The 26,518-nt window shown below is 67.6% G+C and carries 27 protein-coding genes and 2 tRNA genes; 3 read left to right on the forward strand and 26 right to left on the reverse strand.

Going from position 1 to position 26,518, the window contains the following annotated elements; genetic code table 11:
* Window positions 1-7 precede the first annotated feature (7 nt).
* The 7 genes from deoC to V5D55_RS17700 all read right to left on the reverse strand — a co-directional run bounded on the left by deoC (window position 8) and on the right by V5D55_RS17700 (window position 5,608).
* Window positions 8-1,009: a deoxyribose-phosphate aldolase gene (deoC, locus tag V5D55_RS17670; protein ID WP_435745545.1), complete on the reverse strand. Its 1,002-nt coding sequence runs from the start codon at window positions 1,007-1,009 to the stop codon at window positions 8-10.
* Window positions 1,006-1,941 carry a sugar-binding transcriptional regulator gene (locus tag V5D55_RS17675; RefSeq protein ID WP_435745547.1) on the reverse strand — a complete coding sequence of 312 codons (936 nt, stop codon included), beginning with the start codon at window positions 1,939-1,941 and terminating at the stop codon, window positions 1,006-1,008. The genes deoC and V5D55_RS17675 overlap by 4 nt, the downstream gene beginning before the upstream one ends.
* A gap of 155 nt (window positions 1,942-2,096) precedes the next feature.
* On the reverse strand, window positions 2,097-2,738 hold the full coding sequence (locus V5D55_RS17680; RefSeq protein ID WP_435745549.1) for an ATP-dependent Clp protease proteolytic subunit: 642 nt from the start codon (window positions 2,736-2,738) through the stop codon (window positions 2,097-2,099).
* A 20-nt stretch (window positions 2,739-2,758) separates the two neighbouring features.
* Entirely contained in the window at window positions 2,759-3,355 is a 597-nt protein-coding gene (locus V5D55_RS17685) for an ATP-dependent Clp protease proteolytic subunit (protein WP_116636734.1), read from the reverse strand.
* 79 nt (window positions 3,356-3,434) lie between these two features.
* Window positions 3,435-3,929 carry a tetratricopeptide repeat protein gene (locus V5D55_RS17690; RefSeq protein ID WP_435745551.1) on the reverse strand — a complete coding sequence of 165 codons (495 nt, stop codon included), beginning with the start codon at window positions 3,927-3,929 and terminating at the stop codon, window positions 3,435-3,437.
* A 157-nt stretch (window positions 3,930-4,086) separates the two neighbouring features.
* Complete coding sequence (gene tig / locus V5D55_RS17695) at window positions 4,087-5,472, reverse strand: trigger factor (RefSeq protein ID WP_435745553.1); 1,386 nt, start codon at window positions 5,470-5,472, stop codon at window positions 4,087-4,089.
* Window positions 5,473-5,534: 62 nt separating this feature from the next.
* Window positions 5,535-5,608, reverse strand: a tRNA-Pro gene (locus V5D55_RS17700).
* Window positions 5,609-5,728: 120 nt separating this feature from the next.
* Between V5D55_RS17700 and V5D55_RS17705 the strand changes: the two genes are divergently transcribed.
* Window positions 5,729-5,799 (forward strand) — tRNA-Gly (locus tag V5D55_RS17705).
* A gap of 127 nt (window positions 5,800-5,926) precedes the next feature.
* Entirely contained in the window at window positions 5,927-7,162 is a 1,236-nt protein-coding gene (locus tag V5D55_RS17710; RefSeq protein WP_435745555.1) for a hypothetical protein, read from the forward strand.
* Between the two features lie 89 nt (window positions 7,163-7,251).
* On the opposite strand, the gene V5D55_RS17715 is transcribed toward V5D55_RS17710, so the two are convergent.
* The 16 genes from V5D55_RS17715 to V5D55_RS17790 form a co-directional block, all read right to left on the reverse strand.
* Window positions 7,252-7,605: an RNA polymerase-binding protein RbpA gene (locus V5D55_RS17715; protein WP_116636738.1), complete on the reverse strand. Its 354-nt coding sequence runs from the start codon at window positions 7,603-7,605 to the stop codon at window positions 7,252-7,254.
* Window positions 7,605-7,853, reverse strand: coding sequence for a preprotein translocase subunit SecG (gene secG / locus V5D55_RS17720; protein WP_029261623.1), 249 nt, complete (start codon window positions 7,851-7,853; stop codon window positions 7,605-7,607). Before secG ends, V5D55_RS17715 begins: the two co-directional genes overlap by 1 nt.
* Before the next feature lie 81 nt (window positions 7,854-7,934).
* The gene (tpiA, locus tag V5D55_RS17725; RefSeq protein WP_435745558.1) at window positions 7,935-8,726 is read right to left on the reverse strand and encodes a triose-phosphate isomerase; all 792 of its coding nucleotides are present in this window, start codon (window positions 8,724-8,726) and stop codon (window positions 7,935-7,937) included.
* Window positions 8,717-9,931: a phosphoglycerate kinase gene (locus V5D55_RS17730; protein WP_435745560.1), complete on the reverse strand. Its 1,215-nt coding sequence runs from the start codon at window positions 9,929-9,931 to the stop codon at window positions 8,717-8,719. Before V5D55_RS17730 ends, tpiA begins: the two co-directional genes overlap by 10 nt.
* Window positions 9,932-9,941: 10 nt before the next feature.
* Entirely contained in the window at window positions 9,942-10,952 is a 1,011-nt protein-coding gene (gap, locus tag V5D55_RS17735; protein WP_435745563.1) for a type I glyceraldehyde-3-phosphate dehydrogenase, read from the reverse strand.
* Window positions 10,953-11,054: 102 nt separating this feature from the next.
* A complete protein-coding gene (locus tag V5D55_RS17740; protein WP_435745565.1) occupies window positions 11,055-11,681 on the reverse strand; it encodes a superoxide dismutase in 627 nt (208 codons plus the stop codon).
* 185 nt (window positions 11,682-11,866) lie between these two features.
* Window positions 11,867-12,844, reverse strand: a complete 978-nt coding sequence (whiA, locus tag V5D55_RS17745) for a DNA-binding protein WhiA (RefSeq protein WP_435745567.1) — start codon at window positions 12,842-12,844, stop codon at window positions 11,867-11,869.
* A gap of 67 nt (window positions 12,845-12,911) precedes the next feature.
* A complete protein-coding gene (gene rapZ / locus V5D55_RS17750) occupies window positions 12,912-13,784 on the reverse strand; it encodes an RNase adapter RapZ (protein WP_435745569.1) in 873 nt (290 codons plus the stop codon).
* Window positions 13,785-13,813: 29 nt separating this feature from the next.
* Window positions 13,814-15,688, reverse strand: a complete 1,875-nt coding sequence (gene uvrC / locus V5D55_RS17755) for an excinuclease ABC subunit UvrC (protein ID WP_435745571.1) — start codon at window positions 15,686-15,688, stop codon at window positions 13,814-13,816.
* A complete protein-coding gene (uvrA, locus tag V5D55_RS17760) occupies window positions 15,688-18,576 on the reverse strand; it encodes an excinuclease ABC subunit UvrA (protein ID WP_435745573.1) in 2,889 nt (962 codons plus the stop codon). Before uvrA ends, uvrC begins: the two co-directional genes overlap by 1 nt.
* A gap of 55 nt (window positions 18,577-18,631) precedes the next feature.
* Window positions 18,632-19,171: a hypothetical protein gene (locus V5D55_RS17765; protein ID WP_435745575.1), complete on the reverse strand. Its 540-nt coding sequence runs from the start codon at window positions 19,169-19,171 to the stop codon at window positions 18,632-18,634.
* Window positions 19,168-20,565, reverse strand: coding sequence for a DUF58 domain-containing protein (locus V5D55_RS17770; protein ID WP_435745577.1), 1,398 nt, complete (start codon window positions 20,563-20,565; stop codon window positions 19,168-19,170). Before V5D55_RS17770 ends, V5D55_RS17765 begins: the two co-directional genes overlap by 4 nt.
* Window positions 20,478-21,449 (reverse strand): AAA family ATPase, encoded by a 972-nt coding sequence (locus V5D55_RS17775; RefSeq protein ID WP_435745580.1) that lies wholly within the window; start codon window positions 21,447-21,449, stop codon window positions 20,478-20,480. The genes V5D55_RS17770 and V5D55_RS17775 overlap by 88 nt, the downstream gene beginning before the upstream one ends.
* Window positions 21,446-21,919 carry a hypothetical protein gene (locus V5D55_RS17780; RefSeq protein ID WP_435745582.1) on the reverse strand — a complete coding sequence of 158 codons (474 nt, stop codon included), beginning with the start codon at window positions 21,917-21,919 and terminating at the stop codon, window positions 21,446-21,448. Before V5D55_RS17780 ends, V5D55_RS17775 begins: the two co-directional genes overlap by 4 nt.
* Entirely contained in the window at window positions 21,916-22,671 is a 756-nt protein-coding gene (locus V5D55_RS17785) for a DUF4129 domain-containing protein (RefSeq protein ID WP_435745585.1), read from the reverse strand. Before V5D55_RS17785 ends, V5D55_RS17780 begins: the two co-directional genes overlap by 4 nt.
* Before the next feature lie 63 nt (window positions 22,672-22,734).
* The gene (locus tag V5D55_RS17790; protein ID WP_435745588.1) at window positions 22,735-23,178 is read right to left on the reverse strand and encodes a MarR family winged helix-turn-helix transcriptional regulator; all 444 of its coding nucleotides are present in this window, start codon (window positions 23,176-23,178) and stop codon (window positions 22,735-22,737) included.
* A 44-nt stretch (window positions 23,179-23,222) separates the two neighbouring features.
* On the opposite strand from V5D55_RS17790, the gene V5D55_RS17795 reads away from it, so the two are divergent.
* Window positions 23,223-23,465, forward strand: a complete 243-nt coding sequence (locus V5D55_RS17795; protein WP_435745591.1) for a hypothetical protein — start codon at window positions 23,223-23,225, stop codon at window positions 23,463-23,465.
* Between the two features lie 28 nt (window positions 23,466-23,493).
* On the opposite strand, the gene V5D55_RS17800 is transcribed toward V5D55_RS17795, so the two are convergent.
* From V5D55_RS17800 to V5D55_RS17810, 3 genes are read right to left on the reverse strand one after another with little or no spacing between them, the layout of a single operon-like run.
* On the reverse strand, window positions 23,494-23,832 hold the full coding sequence (locus tag V5D55_RS17800) for a TfoX/Sxy family protein (protein ID WP_435745593.1): 339 nt from the start codon (window positions 23,830-23,832) through the stop codon (window positions 23,494-23,496).
* A 15-nt stretch (window positions 23,833-23,847) separates the two neighbouring features.
* The gene (uvrB, locus tag V5D55_RS17805; RefSeq protein ID WP_435745595.1) at window positions 23,848-25,917 is read right to left on the reverse strand and encodes an excinuclease ABC subunit UvrB; all 2,070 of its coding nucleotides are present in this window, start codon (window positions 25,915-25,917) and stop codon (window positions 23,848-23,850) included.
* Between the two features lie 37 nt (window positions 25,918-25,954).
* Window positions 25,955-26,494, reverse strand: coding sequence for a hypothetical protein (locus V5D55_RS17810; RefSeq protein ID WP_435745597.1), 540 nt, complete (start codon window positions 26,492-26,494; stop codon window positions 25,955-25,957).
* Window positions 26,495-26,518: the final 24 nt, after the last annotated feature.

Consider the following 26,518-nt stretch of genomic DNA (forward strand, 5'->3'; position numbering starts at 1 on the left):
TGAGTTCCTAGTCGATCGTGACGTAGTCGGGACCGGAGTAGTGGCCGGAGGTGAGCTTCTGACGCTGCAGGAGCACATCGTTGAGAAGGCTCGACGCACCGAAGCGGAACAGGTGCGGCTGCAGCCACTCCTCCCCGACGGTCTCGGCGACGGTGACGAGGTACTTCACGGCATCCTTCGACGCGCGGATGCCGCCGGCCGGCTTCACGCCGATCTTCTGGCCCGTGCCGCGATGCCAGTCGCGCACGGTCTCGAGCATCAGGAGTGTCGTGGGAAGGGTCGCGGCGGGCTGCACCTTGCCGGTCGAGGTCTTGATGAAGTCACCACCCGCGAGGATGCCGAGCCACGAAGCCCGCTTGATGTTGTCGTAGGTGTTGAGCTCTCCGGTCTCGAGGATGACCTTCAGCGACGCGTAGCTGCCGTCATCGCGGCGGCAGGCCTCCTTGACCTGAGCGATCTGGTCGAAGACGAGCCCGTAGCGCCCGGACAGGAAAGCACCGCGGTCGATGACCATGTCGATCTCGTCCGCGCCCGCAGCGACCGCTTCGGCGGTGTCGGCCAGCTTGATGGCCAGCGACGATCGTCCGCTCGGGAACGCCGTGGCAACGGCTGCGACCGAGATGAGCCCGTCGTCGGGGTCGCCATGGAGGCTGCCGAGCGCGGTCACCGCGTCGCCGACCATGTCGCCGTAGACGCAGACGGCGGCGACGCGGGGCGTCGACGGATCGGCAGCATCCGGGTTCTTCGCCTTCGCGACCAGGGAGCGGACCTTGCCCGGGGTGTCGGCACCTTCGAGGGTGGTCAGGTCGATCAGCTTGATGATCGTGTCGAGCGCCCACGCCTTCGACGTGGTCTTGATCGAGCGGGTGCCGAGACCGGCAGCACGCTGCTCGAGTCCGACGGCGTCCACGCCCGGAAGGCCGTGCAGGAAGCGACGGAGCGTGGCGTCGTCCGGCTCACCGCCGAGGACATCCACCGCCGTCCTGCGGCTGAGTTCTTGGGTCGTCACTGTTCCTCCAACAATGCTCGTGCTGTGGTCTCATCGGTCACCAGAACGCCGCACAGGCCGCTGGTCACGACTGTACGCGCGATGTCGTGCTTGGCGGGGCCTGCGGTGACGAAGATCGCGCGCTTGGCTCCGCGCAGTCGGTCGAGCGAGACGCCCACCGTACGCGCGTCCAGCTGCGCGTCGACGATGTTGCCTTCGGCGTCGACGTAGCGCCCGAGGACGTCGCCGACCGCGCCGCGTCTGGCGAGTTCTTCCACGTCCTCGACACTGAGGTAGCCGTTCTCGACGTGGGCGGAAGATGCATCGCACGGCCCCGCCGTGAAGAGGAAGGCCTGCGCCTCTGCAGCCTCCTCGAGGATCGCGGCGACCGTGCGATCGGCCTCGATGGCCTGCTTGGTCTCGACGCGCTCCAGGATCGCCGGGCTCGGCAAGAGCGACACATGCCCCGACGCGCGCTGCGCGATGGTCACGGCGAGCCCGGCCGCGCCACCGGAGCGACGGTTCAGGCTGACTCCCCCGTTGAGCTGAACGACGGTGACGCCGTTCGCCCAGCCATCCGGCAGGGCCTCGGCGACGGCGCGGAGCGTACGGCCCCAGCTCACACCCAGTGTGCGCGGCGCGGGTCGAAGAGCGGCGAGGAAGTCTGCGGCGGCCTGCGCGACACGCTCGAGCATGCCCTCTTCGCCATCGGGCGCGGGCACGACCACGGCATCCGCCAGCCCGAAACGCTCCACGAGCAGTCGTTCCAGTCCGAGGCGCCGTGCGCGCGGATGAACGATCTCGATGCGGACGATGCCGCGTTCGCGTGCCTGCGTCAGCAGACGGCCGACCTTCCAACGGGAGACCTTGAGGAGTCCGCCGATCTCGTCCTGGGTCTTGTCCTCGTCGTAGTACAGCTCAGCGACGCGAACCATCAGCAGATCTTCTTCCACGGCATCCTCCTTCCCTCTCCAGGGTAGGCGGTCAGCCGCGTTCGCGCATCCTCTCGCTCATATGAGCAATCGCCCACCCGCGGCCTGCACATCCGCCGGGAACGACGAAGGGGCGCCAGTCACGATGACTGGCACCCCCTCGAGGTCGACGATTCTCAGACGCGCTTGCGCGTCGTGAGCACCTGGTCGACGATGCCGTAGTCGAGCGCCTGCGCGGCCGAGAGGATGTTGTCGCGGTCGATGTCGCGGTTCACCTGCTCGACGGGCTTGCCCGTGTGCTCAGCCATCGTCTCTTCGAGCCAGGTGCGCATCCGGAGGATCTCCGCCGCCTGGATCTCGATGTCGGAAGCCTGCCCCTGCCCGGCCTCGCCCATCGCGGGCTGGTGGATCAGCACGCGAGCGTTCGGCAGTGCGAGACGCTTGCCGGGGGCGCCGGCTGCGAGCAGCACGGCGGCCGCGGAGGCGGCCTGCCCCAGCACGACGGTCTGGATCTGCGGCGCGACGTACTGCATCGTGTCGTAGATCGCCGTCATGGCGGTGAAGGAGCCACCGGGCGAGTTGATGTACATCGTGATGTCGCGCTCGGCGTCCTGGCTCTCCAGGACGAGAAGCTGGGCCATCACATCGTCGGCGGACGCGTCGTCGACCTGCACACCCAGGAAGATCACGCGGTCTTCGAAGAGCTTGTTGTACGGGTCCTGGCGCTTGAAGCCGTAGGCCGTGCGCTCCTCGAACTGCGGGAGCACGTAGCGGCTGGACGGCATGTTGCCTGCGGATTGGAAAGTGGGGGTGTACATGGTGTCCTCTCGAATCCGGATTACTCTGCGTCGTCCGCGGTGCCGCCGCCGCCGGTGACATCGCTGGCGTGCTCGCGGATGTGATCGACGAAGCCGTACTCGAGGGCCTCCTCAGCCGTGAACCAGCGGTCGCGGTCACCGTCGGCGTTGATCTGCTCGACCGACTTGCCGGTCTGACCCGCCGTGATCTCCGCAAGGCGCTTCTTCATCGAGAGGATGAGCTGCGCCTGGGTCTGGATGTCGCTCGACGTGCCGCCGAACCCGCCGTGGGGCTGGTGGAGCAGCACGCGGGCGTTCGGGGTGATGTAGCGCTTGCCCTTGGTGCCACTGGTGAGCAGAAGCTGACCCATGGATGCCGCCATGCCGATGCCGACGGTGACGATGTCGTTCGGCACGAACTGCATCGTGTCGTAGATCGCCATGCCCGCGGTGATCGAGCCACCGGGCGAGTTGATGTAGAGGTAGATGTCTTTCTCTGAGTCTTCCGCGGCGAGAAGAAGGATCTTCGCGCAGATCTCGTTGGCGTTCTGGTCGCGCACCTCTGAACCGAGCCAGATGATGCGGTCCTTCAGCAGCCTGTCGAAGACGCTCGTCGCGACGAGGGGTTCTGCAGCCATTTCAGCTCCTGTTTCCTTGTTCGTGCTTCGAATCTACCGGCGTCGACGCGGCGCCCAGGCCGTGTTCGCCGTCGGCATATCAGGTGTCGGATTCCGCGATCTCCCGCGCATATGCCGTCATCGAGCGGTGATAGCGCGGAAGGTGAGGGACGAGGGCGAGAAGGGCTACGGACAGGCCCTGCGCTGGTCGGCCGGCGCTGGCGAGGATCAGCGCGTGCACGGCCGCGACCGCGTCACGATACGGTCCGTCCGCTGAGCGTTCCTCCTCGGCGCGAATGATGTCGAGAGCGTCGTCGAATTCGCCGAGGTTTCGCAGCGAACTCGCGAGCTGGATCACGCACTGAGAGCGATGCTCCTCATCCAGCCCCAGGCTCAGCGCGCGGCGATACAGTGCCACGGCCTCCACCGGGCGACCCGCGGAGTCCCGCGCGCCGCCGCGCTCGAACTCCGCGCGCGCGTCATCTTCTCCGCGTTCCGCGGCGAGGGCGTCGATGCGAGCGATCGTCTCATCGCCGACCTCGTCACCTGCCGCGTCTGCCCAGACGTCGTCGATCCGCTCGTCCCAGCTCTTCATGCTCGTGCTCCCCCTCGATAGGAAAAGAGGGCGGATGCCGCAGCATCCGCCCTCTTCACTGGATCGTGTCGATCACTCGGCCTTGTCGGCAGCCTTCTTGGCCGGAGCCTTCTTGGCGGCAGGCTTCTTGGCGGCCGGCTTGTCCTCAGCCTCGGCGTCATCGGCCTTCTTGGCCGGAGCCTTCTTCGCAGCCGGCTTCTTCGGCGGCCGGCTTCTTGGCGGGCTTCTCATCGGCCTCGACGGCAGCGTCCTCGGACGCCTCGTCATCGGTGACGATGAAGTCGGACAGGTCGACAGCCTTGCCGTTGGTGTCGACGACCTTCACCTTGCCGAGCGCGATCGCGAGCGCCTTGTTGCGGGCGACCTCGCCGACGAGCGCCGGAAGCTGGTTCGACGACTGCAGCGCCTCGACGAACTCCTGCGGAGCCATGCCGTACTGCGAAGCGGACTGGATGAGGTACTGGCTGAGCTCCTCCTGCGAGACCTGCACGTCAGCCTGCTCGGCGATCGTGTCGAGCAGCACCTGCGTGCGGAACTGCTTCTCGCTCGCCTCGGTGACCTCGGCGCGGTGCACGTCATCCTCGAGGCGGTTCTCGCCCTCGAGGTGGTTGTGCACCTCGTCTTCGATGAGCTGCGGCGGGACCGGGATCTCGACCTTCTCGAGCAGCGCCTCGACGAGCTTGTCGCGTGCGGCGGAGCCCTGCGTGAAGACGCCCTGCTGTGCGACGCGCTCGGCGAGGCTCGCGCGGAGCTCGGCGATGGTGTCGAACTCGCTGGCGATCTGCGCGAAGTCGTCGTCGGCCTCGGGAAGCTCGCGCTCCTTGACGGCCTTGACCGTGACGGAGACCTCGGCCTCGGAACCGGCGTGGTCGCCGCCCACGAGAGCGGAGCGGAACGTGGTGTCCTCACCAGCGGTGAGCGATTCGATCGCGTCGTCGATGCCCTCGAGCAGCTCGCCGGAGCCGATCTCGTAGGAGACGCCCTCCGCGCGGTCGATCTCGGCGCCGTCGATCGTGGCGACGAGGTCGAGGTCGACGAAGTCGCCCTTGGCTGCCGGACGGTCGACCGGGACGAGCGTGCCGAAGCGCGCGCGCATGTTCTCGAGCTCGGCGTCGAGTGCGGCCTCATCGGCTTCGACGGCGTCGACGGTCACGGTGATGCCGTCGTAGGAGGGCAGCTCGATGTCGGGACGGACATCGACCTCGACGTCGACCAGCAGGTCGCCCGAGAAGTCCTTCTCGTTCGGCCACTGCGTGATGTCGGCGGCCGGGCGGCCCACCACGCGGAGCTTGTGCTCGGCGCTGGCCTCGCGGAAGAACTTGTCGAGTCCTTCGTTGACGGCATGCTCGATGACCGCGCCGCGACCGATGCGCTGGTCGATGATCGGTGCCGGGACCTTGCCCTTGCGGAAGCCGGGGATCTGGACGTCCTGAGCGATGTGCTCATACGCGTGAGCGATGCTCGGCTTGAGGTCGTCCGGGGTGACCGTGATGCTGAGCTTGACCCGGGTCGGGGTCAGCTTCTCGACGGTGCTGTTCGCCATGCTTGTGTGTTCTCCTTGTTGTCTCCGCGCACGAGCGCGGCTGTCAGGCTGAAGATGCCGTGTCGGGGCGACAGGAGTTGAACCTGCGACCTCCCGCTCCCAAAGCGGGCGCTCTACCAAGCTGAGCTACGCCCCGGGGAATCTGCATGCAGATTCAGCCCCATCGAGTCTAACGGACGGGAGCACCCCGCACGTTCCGGTATGATCGATGACGCCGGAGTCACCACTCCGGTCCGATCCCGGGTCTCCCGGATTCGGGGCTGTAGCTTAGTGGTAAAGCCTCTGTCTTCCAAACAGATGATGCGAGTTCGATTCTCGTCAGCCCCTCCCTCTTCGGAATGGCCCTCACCAGACGGTGAGGGCCATTCTGGTTCTCTGGTCCCCCTCGTCGAATACGCTGACACTGTCGATGAACGTCGTCGCCGACCGGAAGGCCCTATCGAATGAGCATCACGTGACCGCTCTTCCCTCGCCGCAGGGCCCCGGCGCGTCCGTGCCCACGATGCCTGCCGGCGGACATCAGCTCTCGGCGTACTTCTCTGGACACGGGCTGGCTGCTCCCCCGCGGAAGCCGCGGAAGAAGCGGACCGGACTCGTTCTCGGCATCCTCGGTGGCGCAGCGGTGATCGCCGCACTGACGATCACCCAGGTCGCCGCGAACCTCGGCTACGACGCCGCCGCGGAGACCCACGCCGACGCCGTCACGGCGGCGAGCAGCGAGAAGACGCTGCTCCGCGGGGACAACACCGATCTGCAGGCCGTCACCGAGTCCGCGCAGCTGATCCTCGACAGCGAGAACGAGGCGATCGCCGCCGGCGCCGAAGCCGAAGACGCGCTCACCACTGCCGTCGCCGATGCCGAAGGCGCCGCGCAGGCTGCCGACGACCTCATCGCCACCGACCTGCCGACGGCTGGCGAGAAGCCCACCTGGTTCTGGGAGCTCTTCGGCGAGACCAGCCAGCTCGAACAGCAGCGGGCGGACGCTCTCCAGCTCACCGACGACCTGACGGCGGAAGCCGCGGACGTGTTCGATGCCTCCGACGCGGTCACCGAGAGCGGCATCGCACTGATCACGACCGCGGGAGAGGCGGCGACCGCCTTCGAGAAGGCCCATCTCTCCACGCGGAACGACGCCGTGATCGCGCTGCGGGATGCTGCCGCCGACGCGATCGCGACGACGACGATCGATGAGAACGCCGTGACGACATACTCAGCGCTGCAGAGCGCGGCGGCGCAGGTCGTCTCCGCCGAGAAGGCGGAACTCGCCGAGAAGTCCGGCCCGCTGATGAACGCGCGGCTCGAGATCGAGGCCTTCGCCCGGTCGCTCGCCCCCGGCGTGCTGCTGGAGTTCGACTGGGCCCCGATCGTGAACGGCGCCGGCTACAACGGCAGCATGGGCGGCTACACGACCTGGTGGTGGGACGATCCGGGCCGCTCGGTCATCGAACTGTCGAACTCGGTCGCGGAGCAGTGGCCCGCCGACCGAAGCAAGGCGCTCGTCGCGCACGAGGTCGGGCACGCGATCAGCGTCAAGTGCGAGGACATGTACGACTCCTCCACTCAGGACAGCATCGAGAAGTGGGCGACGGCGTGGGCCATCAGCATGGGGTTCACGGACGACGCAAACGGCGTCTGGGCGTACGGCTATCCGCCGCAGAACTACATCGACGCCGCGAAGAAGTGCCGCTGAGCGTCCGCTCCGGACCGGGCACACGCTGACAGACGGAAGAAGCCGCCGCGATCGCTCGCGGCGGCTTCTTCGATGTCACAGAGAGATCGTCACTGACCCCGACGCTCGCGGAGCTGAGTGAGTGCGTCTTCCAGAAGCTGGACGGCTTCCTCGTCGGTGCGGCGCTCCTTCACGTAGGCGAGGTGCGTCTTGTACGGCTCGGCCTTCGCGAGAGCAGGAGGATTCTCCTTGTCGCGACCGGCCGGCAGTCCGGACTGCGGGTGGTCGATCGTCTCGGGGATCTCCTCTTCGGGCAGCCCTGCCGCGAAGTAGCGGACGGTCTCGTTGCCGAGCCCGTCCCAATAGGAGACCGCGATGCGGTCGGCGTGATAGCCGTGATCCTGCTCACCCATCGGGCCGGAGCCCACGCGGGTGCCGCGGATCGCGTTTCCACCGGTAGCCATCAGATAACCTCGAACTTCGTGATGAGGCCGAGCGCGACGATGGCGACGAACCACGTCAGCGCCAGCACAACGGTGAAGCGGTTCAGGTTCCGCTCCGCGAGACCGGAGGAACCGACCGCCGAGGTCATGCCTCCGCCGAACATGTCGGACAGGCCGCCGCCGCGACCCTTGTGCAGGAGGATGAGGAGGGTCAGCAGGACGCTGGTGATACCCAGCACGACCTGCAGGACGAACTCGAGAATTGCCACGAGAAAGAGCCTTTCGCTGGGGCAGATGCGCCCCCGTAACGGTCAAGTATACGGTGCAGCGGGGCCGAAGCCCCGCCGCACTCACACGCCGACGTGCTTCTCGAAGCGGATGATCGCAGCGAACTCGTCGACGACGAGGCTCGCCCCGCCAACCAGAGCGCCATCCACATCCGGCTCCCGCATGAAGCTGGCGATGTTCGCAGCCTTCACCGAGCCGCCGTACAGGATGCGGGTGCGCGCGGCTGCGTCGTCACCGAGGACCTTGGCGATCACGGTGCGCAGGGCAGCGCAGACATCCTGCGCCTGCTGCGGCGTCGCCGCCTGGCCGGAGCCGATCGCCCAGACCGGCTCGTACGCGACCACGATGTCGGCCTTCGGCGAGACGCCCTGGAGCGCCGCCTCGAGCTGACCGGCCGGAACAGCGCTGGCGCCGAACTTCTCCAGATCCTCCGCCGTCTCACCGACGCAGATCACCGGAACGAGTCCGTGCTTCAGGGACGCCTGCACCTTGCCGGAGACGACCTCGTCGGACTCGGCGTGGTACTCGCGACGCTCGGAGTGCCCGAGGATGACGTACTTCGCGTCGAGCTTCGCGAGGAAGGCGCCGGAGATCTCACCGGTGTACGCGCCGGAGTCATGGGCAGACACATCCTGCGCGCCCAGGGCGAACGGGATCTTGTCCGCGTCGATCAGCGTCTGCACGCTGCGGATGTCGGTGAACGGCGGGAACACCGCCACCTCGACCGAACCGTCTTCGTGCTTGGCATCCTTCAGAGTCCAGTGCAGCTTCTGCACGAACGCGACCGCCTGCAGGTGGTCGAGATTCATCTTCCAGTTGCCCGCGATCAGCGGGGTACGGGTTGCTATGCCCATCCGAGCACCTCCAGGCCGGGTAGTTTCTTTCCCTCGAGGAACTCGAGGCTTGCTCCGCCACCGGTCGAGATATGACCGAACTGGTCGTCCGTGAAGCCGAGCTGACGCACCGCCGCAGCGGAATCTCCGCCGCCGACGACGCTGAGGCCGTCGACCTCGGTGAGCGCCTGCGCGACGGTCTTGGTGCCGGCAGCGAAGGCCGGGAACTCGAACACGCCCATCGGGCCGTTCCAGAACACGGTCTTCGATCCGCGGATGACCTCGGCGAACCGGGCGGCCGTCTCGGGTCCGATGTCGAGACCGATGCCGGATGCACCGAAGGCCGTCGCCTCGATCGCGTCAGCCGCGGCGACCTCGTGTGCAGCATCCGCTGAGAAGGAGGCAGCGACGAGGACGTCGGTCGGGAGCACGAGCTCCACGCCGCGCTCTTCCGCCTCCGCGATGTAGCCGCGGACGACATCGAGCTGGTCCTCTTCGAGCAGGCTCGAGGCCACGGCGTGGCCCTGCGCCTTGAGGAAGGTGAACAGCATTCCGCCGCCGACGAGGATGCGGTCGACGCGCGGCAGCAGGTGCGAGATGACGCCCAGCTTGTCGCTCACCTTCGAGCCGCCGAGCACGACCGCGTACGGGCGCTCCGGCTTCTCGGTGAGGCGGTCGAGCACGTCGAGCTCGGTCTCGATCAGCAGTCCCGCCGCAGACGGCAGCAGTTCGGCCAGCTCGTAGACGCTCGCCTGCTTGCGGTGCACGACGCCGAAGCCGTCCGACACCAGCACATCGCCGAGCTTCGCGAGCTCTGCGGCGAAGGCCTGGCGCGTCGCGTCGTCCTTCGCCGTCTCCCCCGCATTGAATCGCAGGTTCTCGATGACGACGACTCCGCCGTCCTCCAGAGACGAGACGGCATCCTGAGCGGATTCGCCGACCGTGTCGCGCGCGAACGCGACCGGAGCACCGAGCAGTTCCGACAGACGCTGAGCCACCGGCTCGAGGCTGTACTGCGGGTCGGGCGCGCCATCGGGGCGGCCGAGGTGGGAGCACACGATCACGCGGGCGCCCGCGTTGATCAGTGCGTTGAGAGTCGGCAGCGAGGCGCGTACACGGCCATCGTCCGTTATGACCCCGTCCCGCAAGGGGACGTTCAGATCACAACGGACGATGACGCGCTTGCCCTCGAGCGAACCCAGCGATTCCAGGGTGCGCAGAGTCATGTGTCAGAGCTCAGAGACGCTCGGCCACGTACTCGGTCAGGTCGACCAGACGGTTGGAGTAGCCCCACTCGTTGTCGTACCAGCTCGAGACCTTGACCAGGTTGCCGCTCACGTTGGTGAGGGTGGAGTCGAAGACCGAGGAGTGCGGGTTGTGCACGATGTCGCTGGAGACGATCTGGTCTTCGTTGTACTGCAGGTAGCCGGCGAGGCGGCCATCGGCAGCAGCAGCCTTGTACGCGGCGTTGACCTCGTCGACCGTGAGGTCCTGACGCTCGGTGATCAGCGTCAGGTCGACGATCGAGCCGGTGGGAACCGGAACGCGGTACGACGAGCCGCTGAGCTTGCCCTGCAGCTCCGGGAGAACCTCGCCGATGGCCTTCGCGGCACCGGTCGACGCCGGGGTGATGTTGATCGCGGCGGCACGCGCGCGACGGAGGTCGCTGTGCGGGCCGTCCTGCAGGTTCTGGTCGGCGGTGTAGGCGTGCGCGGTCATCATGAAGCCGCGGTCGATGCCGAACGCGTCGTTGAAGACCTGCGCGAGGGGCGCGAGGCAGTTCGTGGTGCACGACGCGTTGGAGATGATGTGGTCGGTCTCCGGGTTGTACGTGTCCTCGTTCACGCCCATCACGAACGTGCCGTCGACGCCGGTGCCGGGAGCCGAGATGAGGACCTTCTTCGCGCCGGCCTCGAGGTGCTTCTTGGCAGCCTCGGCCTTGGTGAAGAAACCGGTGGACTCGATGACGATGTCGACGCCCAGCTCGCCCCACGGGAGACCTGCGGGGTCGCGCTCGGCGAATGCCTTGATCTGCTTGCCGTTGACCGTGATGCTCTCGTCGTCGTAGCTGATCTCTGCGTCGAGGACGCCACCGACAGAGTCGTACTTCAGCAGGTGCGCGAGGGTCTTGTTGTCGGTGAGGTCGTTGACCGCGACGATCTCGAGGTCAGCCCCCTGCGCGAGAGCCGCGCGGAAGTAGTTGCGTCCGATGCGGCCGAAGCCGTTGATACCGATCTTGACAGACACTAAGGTCTCCTGATTTCTCGTGCGCGTATGCGCGGTTTCAACTAGAGAAGCATGGACAACGGCGTCCCGACGGGCAGATGTCCGTCGGGACGCCCGTCTTGTTTACGACAGTACCAGCAGGCCGTTCGTCTGCTTGCGGGCGACCTCGAGGCGCTGGGCGACGTTCTCCCAGTTGGCGATGTTCCATGCCGCCTTGACGTAGTCCGCCTTGACGTTGAGGTAGTCCAGGTAGAAGGCGTGCTCCCACATGTCGAGCTGGAACAGCGGAATCGTGCCCTGTGCGGTGTTCGACTGCTGGTCGAACAGCTGCTGGATGATCAGGCGCGAGCCGATCGAGTCCCAGCTGAGGACGGCCCAGCCGGAACCCTGGATGCCGGTCGCCGCTGCGGTGAAGTGAGCCTGGAACTTCTCGAACGAACCGAAGTACTCGTCGATCGCTGCCTTCAGCTCGCCCTCGGGCTGACCTCCGCCGTTCGGCGACAGGTTGGTCCAGAAGATCGAGTGGTTGACGTGACCGCCCAGGTTGAAGGCCAGGTCCTTCTCGAGCTTGTTGACGTTCGCGAGGTTGCCGCTGTCACGGGCCTCGGCGAGCTGCTCGAGGGCGGTGTTGGCGCCGGCGACGTAGGTCGCGTGGTGCTTGTCATGGTGGAGTTCCATGATCTTGCCGCTGATGTGCGGCTCGAGTGCTGCGAAGTCGTAGGGAAGGTCGGGGAGCGTGTAAGTCGCCATATCGCTTTCATCCAATCCGCGCCGCGCCGCGGCGCTTGCCGATCCTCCGCGCCACCGATGTGCGGCGTAGAGCGGACGTAACTCATCCTACTGACGACAACGCGCGCCCGGACCGAATCCTTCCGCCATATGACGAAGACCCGCCGCCCTGCATGCGGGGCGGCGGGTCTTCGGATGCGGTCGGATCAGACGTCGAGCCCGAGCGGCACGGCGGCCTCGGTTCCCGAGATGCCCTCCTGCTGCGCACGCTTGTCGGCCATCGCCAGCAGACGGCGGATGCGGCCGGCGACGGCATCCTTCGTCAGCGGCGGATCGGCGTGATGTCCCAGTTCGTCGAGGCTGGCGTCGCGGTGCGCCAGGCGGAGCTCACCGGCCACGCGGAGGTGGTCGGGCACCTCGTCCGCGAGGATCTCGAGCGCCCGCTCGACGCGCGCGCAGGCGGCGACGGCGGCCTGTGCCGAGCGGCGCAGGTTGGCGTCGTCGAAGTTGACGAGTCGGTTGACGCCGGCGCGCACCTCGCGGCGCTGACGGAGCTCTTCCCACGTGATGGCGGTCTTCTGCGCGCCCATCTCGTTGAGGATGGTGCGGATCGCCTCCCCCTCACGGACCACGACGCGGGGCATGCCGCGCACTTCGCGGGCCTTCGCGGCGACACCGAGGCGGTGTGCGGCGCCGACGAGTGCCATCGCCGCCTCGGACGACGGGCACAGCACCTCGAGCATCGCCGAACGACCGGGCTCGCTGAGGGTTCCGGCCGCCAGGAAGGCACCACGCCAGAGACCGGCGACCTCGGCACGGGATCCCGTCGTGAGCCGGTTCGGCAGCCCACGCACCGGGCGTCGGCGCTGGTCGAGCAGGCCGGTCTGGCGGGCCAGGGTCTCCCCCTGGGCGATCACGCGCACGGCCCACCGCGCACCGTCGTTGGCCGTGCTCGACTGCACCTGAGCGATCTCGGGTCGCACTCCGTAGATCTCTGCGAGGTCGCGGGCGACGCGGCGTGCCAGCGTCTCGGCATCCACCTCTGCTTCCACGGCCACGCGGCCTGCGATCGAGTGCAGACCACCGGCGAACCGGAGGATCGCGGTCACCTCGGCGACGCGCACCGTCGGGGGTGCGTTGCGGATGCTGACCAGCTCAGCCTTGACGTCGGTGGTTAGTGCCACGACACTCCTTCACGTTCACGCGCCGGATCGCGACGCAAACGTCCAGCCTACTCGGCCGGGCGACCGGCTACTCTCTGCCGAGGTCCCGATGACGGACATTGACGGCGACCCCGGGAATCGCGGAGAGCCGTCGTGCCAGTTCCTCCGACATGGCGACCGAGCGGTGCTTTCCGCCCGTGCAGCCGATCGCGATGGTGGAGTGGCTCTTGTTCTCGCGCTGATACCCCTCGAGCACCGGTACGAGGGCTGCGGCATAGGCGTCGAGGAACTCGGCGGCACCCTCTCGAGAGAGCACGTACTCGCGGACCGGTTCGTCCTGGCCGGTCAGGCCGCGCAGCTCCTCGTTCCAGAACGGGTTCGGGAGGAAGCGCATGTCGGCGACGAGATCGACGTCGGTGGGAAGACCGTACTTGAACCCGAAGCTGAGCAGCGTCACGCGATGGCGCGCCTCGCCCTCTTCCGAGAAGATGTCGGACACCTGCGTCGCGAGCTGGTGGATGTTCAGCGTCGACGTATCGACCACGAGGTCGGCCGCCTCGCGGATCGGCGCGAGACGAGCGCGTTCGATGCGGATGCCGTCGAGCAGGGTGCCGTCGCCCTGAAGCGGATGCGGTCGCCGCACGGACTCGAAGCGCCGGACGAGCACGTCGTCGGAGGCGTCGAGGAACAGAACCCGGACGGACCCCCGCGAACGGAGTGCACGTGCGACCCCGGGGAAGTCGTCGAAGAGATTGCGACCTCGGACGTCGACGACTGCAGCGACCTTCGGCAGGGCCTTGCCGCCCATGTCGGTGAGGTCCAGCAGCGGACGCAGGATCTGCGGGGGCAGGTTGTCTACGACGTACCAGCCGAGATCCTCGAGTGCATTCGCCACAGTGGTCCGGCCTGCGCCGGACATCCCCGTGACGATGAGGAACTCGCCCTTCTCCCCATCAGTCATTGCTCAGCCCTTCTCCCCCTCAGTCCAGCCTAGCGAGTGGAGAGGTGCGTATGGATATTCTGCGCGAGCACGGGACCGATTCCCTGGACTTCCTGGATCTCACCGGGCTGAGCGGCCTTGAGCGCCGTCACCGACCCGAAGTGCTTGAGGAGCACCTTGATCCGCGAGGCGCCAAGGCCAGGGACCTCGGCGAGCACCGTGGTGATGTCGTTTCGACGCTTCTTGCGCTGGTGGGTGATAGCGAACCGGTGAGCCTCGTCACGCAGGCGCTGCAGGAGGTAGAGCGATTCACTCGTGCGCGGCAGGATCACCGGGAAGTCCTCGCCGGGGAGCCAGACCTCTTCCAGACGCTTCGCGATGCCGCAGACGGCGATCTCGGTATGACCCGCGTCGCGGAGTGCTCGTGCCGCCGCCTCGACCTGGGGCTGCCCGCCGTCGACGAGGAGCAATTGCGGCGGGTAGGCGAATCGCGGCTTGCGCCGCACGATCGCATCTTCTCCGGCTTCCTCTTCCGGCTCTTCCGGGCGATCCAGGTAGGCGAGTCTGCGCCGGAGCACCTGATACATGGAGTCGGTGTCGTCGGTGGTCTCGGGAATCCCGAACGACCGGTACTGATCCTTGCGCGGGAGCCCGTCTTCGAAGACCACCATGGACGCGACGACGTTGGTGCCGCCGAGATGCGAGATGTCGAAGCACTCGATGCGCAGGGGCGCCTCGGTCATGCCCAGGGCTTCCTGCAGATCGGTGAGTGCCTGGGTGCGTGCGACGTAGTCGCTCGTGCGCCGCGTTTTGTGTCGGATCAGCGCCTGCTGCGCGTTCAATGTCGCAGTGCGCATGAGGTCGGCGCGCTGACCACGCTGGGCCACCGCGATCTCGGTCTTCTTGCCGCGACGCTCGCGCAGCCACACCTCGAGTTCCGCGGCGTCGTCCGGAAGGGTCGGCACCAGGATGCGGCGAGGCACGTCCTGCGCGTCGCCGTAGGCGCGCTGCAGCACCTGATCGACGAGCTCGCCGGTCGTGATGTCGATCTCCTTCTCGATCGTCATCGCCCGCACTCCGCGCACGCGACCACCGCGGATCACGAAATGCTGCACGGCAGCCGCAAGTTCGTCTTCGGCGATGCCGAACAGGTCGGCGTCCTCATCGGGCTGGAGCACCAGCGCGCTCTTGCCGAGGACCGCCTCGATCGCGGAGAGCTTGTCGCGGTACTTGGCCGCGGCCTCGTAGTCCATCGCGGCGGAGGCCGCCAGCATCCGCGTCGTGAGCTCTTTGGTGAAGCGCTCGTCTCCGCCGGCCATGAAAGCGACGAAGTCGTCGACCATGGCGCGGTGCTCCTCGATCGTCACCGTCATCGAGCAGGGCCCGCCGCATTTGCCGATCTGCCCGGGGAAGCACGGCCGCCCCGTCTGCATGGCGCGCTTGTAACTGGCGTCGCTGCAGGTGCGGATGGGGAACGCCTTGATCATCAGGTCGATGGTCTCGTGCACGGCCCACACCTTGGGGAACGGACCGAAGTACCGCGCGCCGGGGATCTTGCGGTTGCGGGTGACGATCACCCGCGGTGCCTCGTCGCCGAGGGTCACCGCCATGAACGGGTAGGACTTGTCGTCCTTGTAGCGCACGTTGAAGGGCGGATCGAACTCCTTGATCCACATGTACTCCAGTTGGAGCGAGTCGACATCGGTCGGCACCACGGTCCACTCGACGGAAGACGCCGTGGTGACCATGCGCCGGGTGCGCTCGTGCAGGGTCCGCAGCGGAGCGAAGTAATTCGACAGCCGCTGGCGGAGGTTCTTCGCCTTGCCGACATAGAGCACGCGCCCGTCGGCGTCGCGGAACCTGTACACGCCGGGATCGGTGGGGATCTCCCCCGTTCGCGGCTTGTACGACAGGACGTCGGCCATCAACTGGCCTTCCGCGCGGAGCGCCCCTCACCGAGGATCTCGCCGAGGAAGAGGCCCGTGTGGCTCTCCTCGACACGAGCGATCTGCTCCGGGGTGCCGGTGGCGATGATCTGCCCGCCGCCGGAGCCGCCCTCGGGCCCGAGGTCGATGACCCAGTCGGCCGACTTGATGACGTCGAGGTTGTGCTCGATGACGATGACCGTGTTGCCCTTGTCGACGAGACCGTTCAGTACCTCGAGCAGCTTGCGGACGTCTTCGAAGTGCAACCCGGTGGTCGGCTCGTCGAGCACGTAGATGCTGCGACCGTTGCTGCGGCGCTGGAGCTCGGTCGCGAGCTTGACGCGCTGCGCCTCGCCGCCGGAGAGCGTTGTCGCGGACTGACCGAGCCGGACGTACCCCAGCCCCACGTCGACCAGGGTCTTCATGTAGCGGTGGATCGCCTGGATCGGCTCGAAGAAGTCAGCGGCCTCTTCGATGGGCATCTCGAGGACCTCGGCGATGTTCTTGCCCTTGTAGTGCACAGCCAGCGTGTCGCGGTTGTACCGCTTGCCGTGGCAGACCTCGCAGTCGACGTACACGTCGGGCAGGAAGTTCATCTCGATCTTGATCGTGCCGTCGCCCGAGCACGCCTCGCAGCGCCCGCCCTTGACGTTGAAGCTGAAGCGGCCCGGCAGGTAGCCGCGCACCTTGGCCTCGGGCGTCTCGCTGAAGAGCGTGCGGATGCGGTCGAACACGCCCGTATAGGTCGCGGGGTTCGATCGCGGGGTACGACCGATCGGCGCCTGGTCGACGTGCACGACCTTGTCGAGGTTGTCGAGCCCGGTGACACGCGTGTGCTTGCCCGGAACCGTGCGAGCACCGTTCAGCTTCGAGGCCAGCACCTGGTACAGGATGTCGTTCACGAGCGACGACTTGCCCGACCCGCTGACGCCGGTCACCGCGGTCAGGACGCCGAGCGGGAAGTCGGCCGTGACGTTGCGCAGGTTGTTGGCCCGTGCGCCCACGACGCTGAGCATGCGCTTCTTGTCGATCTTGCGACGCTTCTTCGGCATCGGGATCTCCCGACGACCGGAGAGGTACTGCCCGGTCATCGACTCGCTGTCGTTCAGCAGGGCCGAGTACGGCCCGGAGTGCACGACCGCTCCGCCGTTGACGCCGGCACCGGGGCCGATGTCGACCACCCAGTCGGCTGCTTCGATGGTCTCCTCGTCGTGCTCGACGACGATGAGCGTGTTGCCGAGATCGCGGAGCTTGATGAGCGTGTCGATCAGGCGGCGGTTGTCGCGCTGGTGCAGACCGATGGAAGGCTCGTCGAGCACGTAGAGCACGCCCGTGAGTCCGGAGCCGATCTGCGTGGCGAGACGGATGCGCTGGGCCTCCCCGCCGGAGAGCGAGCCAGCCGAGCGGCTGAGGTTGAGGTACGAGAGCCCGACCTGCAACAGGAAGTCGAGTCGCAGGCGGATCTCTCGGAGCACCTGCGCGGCGATCTGCGCCTCGCGGTCGGTGAGCTTCAGCGTCTCCATGAAGGCGCGCGCATCGGCGAGGCTGAGGTGCGAGACCTCGGCGATGGAGTGTCCGTGCACCTGCACGGCCAGCACCTCGGGCTTGAGACGATTTCCGTCGCACACGGGGCACGGGACCTCGCGGAGATACTCGCCCCAGCGGCTGCGCTGCGTGTCGGACTCGGCCTGGAGATACTGCCGCTCGATGTAGGGCACCACGCCCTCGAACCCGGATGCGTAACGCATCTCGCGCCCGTAGCGGTTCTTCCACTTGACGGTGACCTTGTAATTCTCGCCGCGCAGCACCGCGTCCTGCACGTCGGAGTGCAGCTTGTGCCAGGGCGTGTCCAGCGAGAAGTCGAGGTCGCGCGAGAGCCCCTCGAGCAGACGCTCGTAGTACTGGAACAGCCCCTTGCCCTGGGTCGTCCAGGGAATGATGACGCCCTCGCGGATCGAGAGGTCGGTGTCGCCGAGCATCAGATCGCTGTCGACCGACATGCGCGTGCCGAGCCCCGAGCAGGCGGGGCAGGCGCCGAACGGCGCGTTGAAGGAGAAGGTGCGCGGCTCGATCTCGGTGAGCGTCAGCGCGTGCCCGTTCGGGCAGGCCAGCTTCTCGGAGAAGGTCTGCCATGCGTCGTCGCCTTCGCCGTCGACGTAGTTGACCTGCACGACGCCGCCGGCGAGACCGAGCGCCGTCTCGACCGAGTCGGTGACGCGGCCGAGGATCTCGTCGGATGCCACGAGCCGGTCGACCACCACGGCGATGTCGTGTTTGTAGCTCTTCTTGAGCGTCGGCGGTTCGGCGAGCTGGATGAGGTCGCCGTCGACGATCGCGCGCGAGTAGCCCTTCGCGCCGAGCTCGCGGAAGAGGTCGACGAACTCGCCCTTCTTCTGCGAGACGATCGGAGCGACGATCTGATAGCGCGTGCGCTCGGGCAGCTCCATGAGCTGATCGGCGATCTGCTGAACGGTCTGGCGCTGGATCTTCTCGCCGCACTCGGGGCAGTGCGGGATGCCGATGCGCGCCCAGAGCAGTCGCATGTAGTCGTAGATCTCGGTGATCGTGCCGACGGTCGACCGCGGATTGCGGTTCGTGGACTTCTGATCGATGGATACGGCAGGACTCAGCCCCTCGATGAAGTCGACGTCTGGACGGTCGACCTGACCGAGGAACTGACGCGCGTAGGCGCTCAGCGACTCGACGTAGCGACGCTGGCCCTCGGCGAAGATCGTGTCGAACGCGAGGCTGGACTTTCCCGAACCGGACAGGCCGGTGAACACGACGAGCGAGTCGCGCGGGATGTCGATGTCGACGTTCTTGAGATTGTGGACGCGGGCACCGCGAACGCTGAGTTTTCCTGGGGTGGCAACGGGGACAATGGGCACCGGACAAGTCTACGAGGGGCCACGGACATCGGCTCCGCGGTGGCTGTGAGACCCCTCAATCGCGACGCTTCACGAGCGCAGCATCCGCCCTCTTCGCCGCCCACACGGCGAGGATCGCGCCCAGCAGCAACATCGCGGCCGCGATCGGCGCGATCCAGCCGATCCCGCGATCCACCCGCGAAGGGACCAGCAGCCAGACGGCGAAGACGAGCGGCTGCGCCAGCAGCTGCACGACCGCGAAGCGGAGCAGACTCGGGAGCAGCACTCCCAGCGCGAGGCGAGAGCGCGCGGGGATCACCAGGCTCAGCGATCCGAGGAGATGGACCGCATGCACGAGCAGGACGGCGAGAGCGGTCCGCTGCGGCGACGGCTCCGTCAGCACCACACCGAACGCCAGACACGCCGCGGCCAGCCAGGCCGACATCGACCTCGGGATGACGAGCGCGACCAACGCGGCGATCACGGCCACTCCCTGCCAGAGCGGGAAGGGGACGAGGCTGACCGCGCCGAACCAGACGACGGCGACCAGCAGCAACCGCGGCGCGATCCCGAAGACCGCGCCGCCCACGCGGAACGAGCGGAGCGGACGATTCACCGGCGCACCGCCCGCGTCCGCTCCAGACGCCGCGCGGCGAGCCGCATCGCCGCATCCGCATCCGCTTCCGCCCAGGAGACGATCTCCACCCCGGAGCGACGGAGTTCGGTGAGGATGTCGTCCCGCTCGGCGAGCAGGGTGCGCAGAGCGATCCGCTGTTCTCTGTTGAGACGACCGGCGTCGGGCACCGGAAGCACGTCGATCGCGACGACGACGTGCCCGGCGGCACGCCACCGCGTCGCGAGGTCGGCGGCCGCACCGTCGAAGAACGTGGAGAGCACGAAGACGATCGATCCGGACGGCACCACCGGCGATCGGCGATACCGGGTGTCGTCGCCGCCGGCGCCGGTCGCGGCGATGACCCCACGCACACGAGCGAGGTGCCGCGCTCCCCCTCCGGAGGGGATGCTCCGCCCACCGGGTGACAGGGCGTGATACGCGACGCGGTCGCCGGCACCGATCGCCGCGGTCGCCACCGAGAGAGCCGCCTCTCGGGCGAGGTCGAGCGAGGTGATGCCCGAGCGATCATGGTTGTCCAGCCCCCAGCTCGCGACGACGGTGCCGAGATCGTCGGCCGTGTCGAGCGCGATCACGACCGAGGAGTCGCTCAGAGCGTTGTTCCGCCGTACCAGGAGCTCTCCGGGCCGCCGCACGGCTCGGGCCGTGGCTCGCCAGTCGACGCGGCGCAGCTCATCTCCCGGGGCGAAAGGATGGATGTCGCGGAAGTCGCCGCCCTGTCCCGGACGCGCTCCTTCGTGCGCGCCGTACAGACCTCGGAGGCGTGTCGCCACGGGAAGCCGGCCGATCCGGCGGGTCCGCGGCGCCGTGTTCCAGACGAGGGCGGTGCGCGGCGTGACGTCGGACACCCACGCGCCGTCGTGGGCCACGGCTCGCGCGGTCACGTCGAGCAGTTCGAGCGGCCCGGAGTGCTGAAGCACGGTGCGCGCCGTGATTGCGGACTCGCCGGGACGCACATCGGCCACGCCCGTCCGGCGTTCGTCCTGGTCGATGGCGACCTGGACCCAGCCGGCCTCGGCGTGGATGTCGACATCGGCGACCGCGTCGGGCGACTCCTCCGACGCACCGGAGCGCGCCCGCAGCACGATGCGCATGTCCTCGTCGCGTGGTCGTCGCAGCAGCATCCAGGCCGTCGTCAGGGCGAGCGGCAGCCCGATCCCGATCACGTCCGGACGGGAGAACGTCAGCCCCGCCACGGCGAGCAGCACGGCTCCGGCGAGTCCGGCCGCCACGACCGGCGTCCGCCGCCAGCGCAGCGAGACCCGGGTCGTGACGCGGAGGTCCTCGTTCACCGCACCGCGGCGACAGTCGGCGGCACGGGGGTCGAGGCCACCACGGCCGCCACGACGGATGCCGGGTCCACCCCCTGTGCCCACGCGTGTGGAGTGAGGGTGAGGCGATGCGCGAGCACCGGTTCGGCGATCCGCTTGATGTCGTCAGGACGCACGTACGCGCGGCCATCGAGGGCTGCGAGTGCGCGGCCGAGCAGCACGAGCGTCTGCGATCCACGAGGCGACGCTCCGACCGACACGTTCGCCGCGTCGCGCGTGGCCCTGGTCAGCTCCACGCAGTAGCGCGCCACGTCGGGATCGACGTGGATCCGCTCGACCGCCGCCTGGATCGCCAGAAGACCCTTCCCGTCGACGACGGGTTCGACCGAGACGTCCGGGGTCTGTCGCCGCACTCGCTCGAGAATGATCTGCGCTTCGTCGTCTGCGGCGGGGTATCCGACGGCGAGCCGCACCATGAAGCGGTCCAGCTGCGCCTCCGGAAGCGCGTATGTCCCCTCGTACTCGATCGGATTCGAGGTCGCGATGACGTGGAACGGCTGCGGGAGCGGGAAACTGTTGCCTTCGACGGTGACCTGCCGCTCCGCCATCGCCTCCAGCATCGCGGACTGCGTCTTGGGCGTCGTCCGATTCACCTCGTCGGCCAGCAGCAGTCCGGTGAAGATCGGCCCAGGACGGAACTCGAAATCGCCGGTCGCCGGGGCGTACACGTAGGAGCCGGTGACGTCGCCGGGGAGCATGTCCGGTGTGCACTGCAGGCGTCGGAAGTCGAGACCGAGCGCACCCGCCAGGCTGCGCGCGGCGAGGGTCTTGCCGAGTCCCGGTACGTCCTCGAACAGCACGTGACCGCCGGCGAAGATGGCGGCGAGAGCAATCGTCAGTGCCTCCTCCATCCCGACGACGGCCCCGGCGACGCTTTCGCGCACCCGACGTCCGACCTCGGCGATCTGTGCGGTCTCTTCGTTGCTCATCTGTTGTCCTCCGGTTCTGGGGAAAGCCGTTCGATCGCATCGAGAATGCGTTCGATCTCGGCACTCTGCACTTCGCTGCCGTGAAGGGTTTCGCGGACGCCCGAGCCCAACAGAGTGTCGATCCGGGCGTGCTGCGCGGGGTCGTCGAGGTCGAGGCCGTGATGCGCGAGCCTGCGTCGCAGGACACTCCTCAATCGGCGCACGACGACGTGCCCGGCAACGCCCGTACGGGAGTTGATGGACCAGGCGAGGCGGGACACCTCCGAACCGCGGACGGTCCGGTCCCGCTCCTGCGGCGGCCATTCGGTCGTCTCGTCGAAGAAGACCTGTCGACTCACCACGGCGACCGTCAGAGCCACGATGATCCAGGAGAGCGCGAACTCCACCGGAACGCCCAGCCACGACAGCAGGAACAGCACGGGGATCAGGAAGACCACCCCGATGGCCGCGATCACGACCCGCCCCTTCATCGCCACCCCTTCTGGATCCCGCGCAGGCACACGGATGCCCTGGCTCGGTCGGCTTCGGCGGGACGGTATCCGCCGAAGCGCACCCGTTCGTACAGGCCGAGCAATTCGGTCACGTCGTCTGTGATGCCCGCCCGCCGTCCGATGATCCGCACGGTGAACTCCGACGGCGTCTCGTTGACTCCGCGGCCCGCACCCGCGTCCGCGGCAGTCTCCTCGAGTCCGACCCAGGCGGCGACGATGCTGTCTCCGGGGTCGGGGCGCTCATCGATGGTCCGGAGCGCCTCGGCGATGCCACGGCGCATCGTGGCCACATCGGGCTCGACTTCGGCGCCCGATTCGACGGCGGCGGCGAGATCGACTTCTGCTGCCTCGCGCCGAGCCAACGGCCGATCACGCCACCGTTCTGCCAGGTACCGGATCGCCATGCGCACACCCAGGTACACGACGGCAAGGATCACGGCGCCCACGATCGTCGCCAGGACCGCCGCGATGATGGTGAGGAGCAGCGAGTCCTCGGGCGGTTCCGGCATCGGCGAGGGCGAGGAGGACGGGATCGGCGGCGGGGGCGGAGCGGATGTCTCGTCGGGACCGTCGAGAGGCACGTCCGAGAATTGCGGGAGGCCCTGGAGGCCGGCAGCGAGCATGACCACGATGAACAATGCGACGACCGAGATCAGCGGGAGGACCAGACGCACGGCCCGGTTGTGCGGGACGGCCTCCTGCTCCGTGACCGGAGGCTCGGGGCGCGACATGACTCCACCCTAGAGGTGCGCTCGACGGCGCAGACGACCTCGGCGGCCGGTCGTGGTCGCGGCTCAGCCCAGGTCCGGGCGCCGCCCGGCGAAGGGGCCGAGGCCATCGCGCAGGGCCGCGACCTCGGAGACATCCATCCCGACAGCGGACATCACCTGTCGGGGCACGTCGAGGGCGCGCTCGCGCAGGGCTGACCCCGCGGGCGTGAGCGTGATCTCCAGTCGTCGCTCGTCTTCACTGCTGCGCAGCCGGGCGACCAGGCCGTCGCTTTCGAGCCTCTTCACGAGGGGCGAGGCCGTCGCCGGCTCCAGCGCGAGGTCTGCCGCCAGATCGTTCAACGTCCGAGGAGCCCTCTCCCACAGCGCCAACATCACCAGGTACTGCGGATGGGTCAGACCGAGGGGCTCGAGGATCGGGCGATAGATCGCCACGACGTTGCGCGCTGCGGTGACCAGCGCGAAGCAGAGCTGGTTGTCCAGGCGGAGCAGATTATCGGATGCCGTCACAAGGCGACTATACAGTCGCCCTAATAGTTAGTACACTAACGAACATGGCACACAACCAGGATCACCCTCCCTTGCGTACTCGCATCCGCGAGGCGGGAGGCCTGTATGCCTGGGTGAACACGAATCTCATCCGCTTCGCTGGACCGGCATCCGTAGGTCCGTATGAGAAGACCCCCGCACCCAGCGCGGCAGAACGCGCAGAGCGCGCGTGCCCCTTGTGCGGCGCTCCGATGACGCAGCACGAGATCGACCGCAGCGGTCCGAAGACTCTGGTGCACTGCCCCTAGTCACGGGCGTCGCGCAGCGGCGAGACGGTCATCCCTGTTGCGCTGCTTCGTTCGCTTCTCGGGCGGCGTCGACCCAGAACATCAGGGCATCGTCGTCGGCCAGTACGCCGGGCGACACATCGAGCCAGCTGTTGCCCATCGTCTTCGCTCCCATGACTGCCACGGAGACTCCAGGCCGAATGACGAGTGAGGCTCCGGTCTCCTCATCGACCCGCACCAGCAGGACGCCGTTCTTCCGCGCGCCCACCAGGATGCGACCGTCGAGCAGGAATGCGCGAGTGCCGAACATCCGCTTCTCCTCGACCTCGGGGCCGTTGCTCAGCAAAGCCCTGACGCGGTCGGCGAGTTCTTCTCCCGCAGCATCCATCGGTCATCCCTTCGCTCACGCGTGCCCGGCACGCTCCATCGCCCGGAGCTCCTTCTTGAGGTCTTGCACCTCATCGCGAAGGCCGGCCAGCTCGAACTTGAGCTCGCCGGCAGCCGCGAGCATCTGGTTGGACAGATCCTGAATCGTGGCCTCGAGCTGCTGCGCCCCCTCGGCCGCAATCCCCGTCCTTCGCAGGTTCGGCGTGGGCGACTTGCCCTTTCCGGTGGCCCGCCCACGGCCCGCGAGCATGTCGGCGGTGTCGGCTCCCTCGCGCGCCAGCACCTCGGTGATGTCGGCGATGCGCTTGCGGAGCGGCGTCGGATCGATGCCGTGTTCGAGGTTGTAGGCGACCTGCTTCTCGCGCCGGCGATCGGTCTCCTCGATCGCCTTCGCCATCGAATCCGTCATCTTGTCGGCGTACATGTGCACCTCGCCGGAGACGTTGCGCGCCGCGCGACCGATGGTCTGGATCAGCGACGTCCCCGAGCGCAGGAAGCCTTCCTTGTCGGCGTCGAGGATCGCGACGAGCGAGACCTCCGGAAGGTCGAGGCCCTCACGGAGGAGGTTGATGCCGACCAGTACGTCGTACACGCCGGCGCGCAGCTCGCTCAGCAGTTCGACGCGGCGGAGGGTGTCGACGTCGGAGTGCAGGTAGCGCACCCGCACGCCATGCTCGCCGAGGAAGTCGGTGAGCTCCTCCGACATCTTCTTCGTGAGCGTCGTGACGAGGATTCGCTCATCACGCCCGACGCGCAGCCGGATCTCCTCGAGCAGATCGTCGATCTGCCCCTTCGACGGCTTCACCACGATGTGCGGGTCGACCAAACCGGTCGGGCGGATGATCTGCTCGACGATGCCGTCGGCGATGCCCATCTCGTACTTGCCGGGAGTCGCAGACAGATACACGGTCTGACCGATGCGGTTCTTGAACTCGTCCCACCGCAGCGGACGGTTGTCCATCGCACTCGGCAGGCGGAACCCGTGGTCGACGAGCGTGCGCTTGCGCGACGCGTCTCCCTCGTACATCGCGCCGATCTGCGGAACGGTCACGTGGGACTCGTCGATGACCAGCAGGAAGTCGTCGGGGAAGAAGTCGAGCAGCGTGTGCGGCGGCTCGCCGGGCATGCGGCCGTCCATGTGCCTCGAGTAGTTCTCGATCCCCGAGCAGAAGCCGAGCTGCTGCAGCATCTCGAGATCGAACGTGGTGCGCATGCGCAGACGCTGCGCCTCGAGCAGTTTGCCCTGCCGCTCGAACTCGGCCAAACGCTCTTCCAGCTCGTGTTCGATCGTGCCGATCGAGCGCTGGATGACGTCGGTGCCCGCCACGTAGTGCGACGCCGGGAAGATCGGGACCGAGTCGAGCTTCTCGATGACCTCTCCGGTCAGCGGATGCAGTGAGTACAGCCCCTCGATCTCGTCGCCGAACAGCTCGATGCGGATCGCGTGCTCCTCATACACCGGGATGATCTCGATGGTGTCGCCGCGCACCCGGAAGTTGCCGCGGGAGAAGTCCACGTCGTTGCGGTTGTACTGCATGGCGATGAACTGGCGGATCAGGGCGTCGCGGTCGTAGCGCTCCCCCACCTGCAGAGCCACCATCGCCCGGAGGTACTCCTCCGGGGCACCGAGTCCATAGATGCAGGACACCGTCGACACCACGATGACGTCGCGGCGACTCAGCAGGGAGTTGGTCGTCGAGTGCCGGAGCCGCTCGACCTCGGCGTTGATCGACGAGTCCTTCTCGATGAAGGTGTCGGTCTGGGGCACGTACGCCTCAGGCTGGTAGTAGTCGTAGTACGACACGAAGTACTCGACGGCGTTGTTCGGCATGAGCTCGCGGAACTCGTTCGCGAGCTGCGCGGCCAGAGTCTTGTTGTGGGCGAGCACCAGGGTCGGGCGTTGCACCTGCTCGACGAGCCAGGCGGTCGTCGCCGACTTTCCGGTACCCGTCGCTCCGAGCAGCACGACGTCGGTCTCGCCGGCATTGATGCGCGCAGCCAGGTCGGCGATGGCCTTCGGCTGGTCGCCGGCGGGCGCGTACTCGCTGATGACCTCGAAGGGGCGAACACTGCGCGTGGGTTGCATACCTCCAGCGTATGCCGCCCCTCCGACATCGAGGCCGTCAGGCGATCAGCGTGGCCGTCTCCGCGGAGGACTCCCGCGCCCAGGTCGTCATTCCGCCGTCGAGCAGGCTCATCGTCGCCGTCGAGGTGAGAGCGCCGGGTACGGAGCCGACGATGTTGAAGGTGAGCGCGCCGCCGAAGCCGGACGGCGTGCCGATGAACGTGAAGGAGGACGCCGTGCTGCCCGCGGCAGGCGAGGCACTCCAGCCGCCGAGGGCAGAGCCGGCATCGAGAGTCACGGGCGAACTGAAGGTCACGACGACGACGAGCGAGGCAGCGGCCGGCGGGTTGACCCACGGGTCCGCCCGGTAGCTGATCTGCGTGCTGAAGGTCGCCTTCAACCCGTCCTGCGCGGCGACGAGAGTCGTGAAGTCACCCTGCGCCTCCGCATCCCAGTAATAGTTCGCCGCGTTGTTGACGACGCCCCCGCTGGCGGCCGCAAGCGGTACCGCCACTCCGACGGCGATCACCGGCACGGACCAGGCAGCGGCCTTGACGACTGTCCGGCGCGAGATTCCCGAGCTCTTCTTCTGCTCCATGATGACTCCCCCGACGCGGAACTC

Origin of the sequence: Microbacterium sp. PMB16 (genome assembly GCF_051294855.1) — a bacterium.
Taxonomy (GTDB): Bacteria; Actinomycetota; Actinomycetes; order Actinomycetales; family Microbacteriaceae; genus Microbacterium.